The sequence below is a fragment of the Lactococcus sp. UBA7128 genome, from assembly GCF_002492185.1.
GTDB lineage: Bacteria > Bacillota > Bacilli > Lactobacillales > Streptococcaceae > Lactococcus > Lactococcus muris.
This window is the reverse complement of sequence record NZ_DKXK01000005.1, coordinates 1-3,112: the sequence shown is the minus strand read 5'-3', so window position 1 is coordinate 3,112 and position 3,112 is coordinate 1. Positions and strand designations below refer to the sequence as shown.

Genomic DNA, 3,112 nt, shown 5'->3' with positions numbered 1-3,112 from the left:
AAAATTCGAAGAATTGCTAGAAAGCATCAATCAACAACTCAACAAATATGCGGACACAGTTGCAGAACGTGATGCACAAGATGCGCAAAGTTTTGGGTTCTAAATCAAAGAAATTTGTAGTCTGAAAAGACTACTTTTTTAAAGGAAATAAAGCATGTCGAAACAGACAAAGAGAATAGCAGTTGGAATAACGGCTGTGCTTGTTATTTTGGGACTTGCTATTGGAGGAAAAATGTTTATGGACAAAAAAGCACATAATCAAAATTTAGAGTACCAAAGACAGGCTGCCTTGACTTTGAAAAAAGAAGAGCCACGTGCAACAAAAGTTGTCTTTAAAGGTGAAGGCTCATCTGACGGTATTGGATTGCCTTGGTCTATAGATGCTGATGTTACAGTAAATGGTCAAGTTTTTGTTATGGGCTTGGAAAGAAATAGGATAGGAATTGTTTTTGGCGATAAATATGAGCCAAGTAAAAATACTGATGTCTCTGACAGTCCTCTAGAAGTAATTTACGGAAACGGAGAGCGCGAGATTATAAAATGACACCGGAAGATTATAAAAACTTAGCAAGCGAAGCTTATCGTGTTGACAGAAATGTAAAAGATAAGCAAGTTCTCCATGAAGGGGACGTTTTTACTGTCAATGGTAAAAAATGGGAAGTTTTGAAGTCTGAAGATAGTACAGAAAACGGCTTTCAAGCAATGGCCGTAGCTCCGAAAATAGATGGAGAAACTGATACCAGCCAAGTTGTAATTGCCTATGCTGGGACAAATCCATCAGACTGGAAAGACCTAGCCGTAGATGGGCTCAATGTCATGGGTTCTGTAAGCGGTTTTCAGCTGGACTCCGCCAATCGTTTTGCCAATGAAGTGGCTAAAGCTTACCCGTATTCTGATATTTCAACGACAGGTCACTCACTTGGTGCTTTTCTTGCTCTAGCACAAGGCGCAGAGCATCACTGGCAGTCGGTAACCTTTAACGGCCCAGACCCTTATAGTGTCTTGTCGCCACAAGCTAAAGCATGGGTAAAACAAAATCCTGGAATGTTAACAAATTTCCTCAATCAAATGGATTTAGTCGGCTATGGTGGAGATATCATTGCTCGCTTTAAAAATGGGAAACTGCTGTGGAGTGTTTTAGGTCAGAAGATAGACACAACAGGTTCAGAAGTTGTGCTTAATTATGGTTTTCTAGGGCTCAATCCCCTTAATTACCATGATCTTAATCTGTGGAAGTTTGATGAAAAAGGAAATATCTTGGATGGGAAAGGAAAAAGTCACGGTATCCCACAGCAAGCTGTTCTGAACTCCAAAATGACTCAGCTTTCTCACTCCTTTAAGGTGCAGATGGAAGCCTTAGGAGTTTTAAAGAAAACTTTGACAGAAAGTGCGGGTGGTTTATCCTCTAGTGAAAAAATATATCTGGACTCTGCTCAAGCTCTGGCCATTGTTTCCACCGCTGGCGCAGAGTTTCAGCTGGCAATGACCAATGTCATACAGGTCTATCAAAATGGGATTAAAGAGACAGAAAACCTCTGGATGAAAACCTTATCAGATGCAGTAGCTGTAGGAAGCCAACTTGAGAAGTGGGAAGTCTATGCAGCCCTTGAAAGTGTTGGTTTTACAGAAAACAATATCGTGGGAATCCCGACACAACTCTATCAACATAAAATGGATCAAGTCAAACAGATGAGCGACAAATTCAAGCAGCTTGAGCGTGAAATCAAGGAGAAAATTTCAGAACTGCTTGCAAGAGATGCCGAATTGGCACAAGAATTGAAAGGCTAAGGAAAAGAGTTTTGCTTACAGAAGAAGAATTAAGACGGGATTATAACTACAAAAGAGCACAGCTGGAAGAACAGGCAGAGGAGATAAGACGGGGAGAACAGACCTTTAATCAGCTGATGGAAGAGGCATCAAAGGATATCTCTCAAATGCTTCGAGAGGCAGAGGGGGATGCTTCGGAAGCCTCTCAGTTTTCACGCTATCGCCTCCATCAACTTTCAGAAGAATACGGTGAAAAATTCCAAGCTGAGAAAAGAAAAATTCAACAGCAGTTGGAAGAAGCTGAACACGAATTTAATAGACAATATCGTCAATTGAAGGAAGGAGATTGATGCTTAAGTATGAATGGTGTAGATGAACTTATTAAGAAAGCTCAAAAAGAGTTTCAGAAAATAAGAATTCAAATAAAAGGGCTGATTGCTGTAGATAAAAGCAGACAACAACGGACTCAGTTGGAGAAAACGTCAAAGCATGAAGTGGCTACAGCAAAACAAGCGCTTTCTAAGAATTCATCTGCTCTAAAAGGGGCCATCAAGGGCAATTTCGCGCATAAGTTAACGGAGGTTTTTGAGGAGCAAAAACGGACGTTAGATAGCATTTAACCTAAATAAGAAACCTGTTCTCCATAGGGAGAGTAAGGGAAGCTCTTAAAATAAATATAAAAAATCACTCAATGAGGCATGTGTAGTGCCATGTTGGGTGATTTTTTGTTTTGACTTTTTTTGATTTTATTGGTGGACGATTAGGGCTGGGCGAAGTGCACGTCCAGTTGCAATACCCAACATATGGTATCCCCCAACTGAACCACGAGGATTAGCCGAACCCAGACCAGTTATTCCCCACTGACGTACTGTAGAATCTCCCTCAATACCACCGCGCGTACGAAGCCACCAATTAAAGGTAACATCTGCTCCACGACTCTCTAGATTAGTAAAAGCACGCTCTGGACCTGATAAACGGACTATATCTGCTAAAGAAAGTGAAAAGGCGCGGGAGCTACCACTTGTATCAACTCGACTCACGTCGTTAGCAACTTCTGGGAAATCTTCTATATTAGTAGGTAACCAGCGTGTACCGTGTCCAGTCATCCATGTAACATCGCTATCTAGCATAACAGGTTCCGCTTCAGGGATAACTACAGGCCGAACCATAGCTCTAACTGTTGTATCAAGAGCATCATACCATTCATTGGTACGCGTTTCCTGATTGACCCATGAAACGTTTGTAATACCCTCATTCCGGATAATCAAATGATTCCCACCACCTTGATTCTCCAAATAACGATACTGCTCATTAGCCATAGTAAAGATGGTCCCCGGTGCCATGA

Annotated in this window: 4 protein-coding genes and 2 pseudogenes; 5 read left to right on the top strand and 1 reads right to left on the bottom strand. The window is 41.4% G+C overall.

The genetic code is table 11. The features are described 5' to 3' along the window. The 5 genes and pseudogenes from B4H39_RS00710 to B4H39_RS00690 all read left to right on the top strand — a co-directional run. Positions 1–103, top strand: a pseudogene (locus tag B4H39_RS00710) (WXG100 family type VII secretion target); the annotation flags it as partial. A gap of 51 nt (positions 104–154) precedes the next feature. After that, the gene (locus B4H39_RS00705; RefSeq protein ID WP_251423992.1) at positions 155–544 is read left to right on the top strand and encodes a hypothetical protein; all 390 of its coding nucleotides are present in this window, start codon (positions 155–157) and stop codon (positions 542–544) included. Further along, positions 541–1,788: a hypothetical protein gene (locus B4H39_RS00700; RefSeq protein WP_251423991.1), complete on the top strand. Its 1,248-nt coding sequence runs from the start codon at positions 541–543 to the stop codon at positions 1,786–1,788. The genes B4H39_RS00705 and B4H39_RS00700 overlap by 4 nt, the downstream gene beginning before the upstream one ends. A gap of 11 nt (positions 1,789–1,799) precedes the next feature. Continuing rightward, a complete protein-coding gene (locus B4H39_RS00695) occupies positions 1,800–2,117 on the top strand; it encodes a hypothetical protein (RefSeq protein ID WP_251423990.1) in 318 nt (105 codons plus the stop codon). A 9-nt stretch (positions 2,118–2,126) separates the two neighbouring features. Next, positions 2,127–2,387: a hypothetical protein gene (locus B4H39_RS00690; RefSeq protein WP_202231605.1), complete on the top strand. Its 261-nt coding sequence runs from the start codon at positions 2,127–2,129 to the stop codon at positions 2,385–2,387. A 126-nt stretch (positions 2,388–2,513) separates the two neighbouring features. Here the strand turns inward: B4H39_RS00690 and B4H39_RS00685 are convergent. Beyond that, positions 2,514–3,112, bottom strand: a pseudogene (locus tag B4H39_RS00685) (hypothetical protein); the annotation flags it as partial.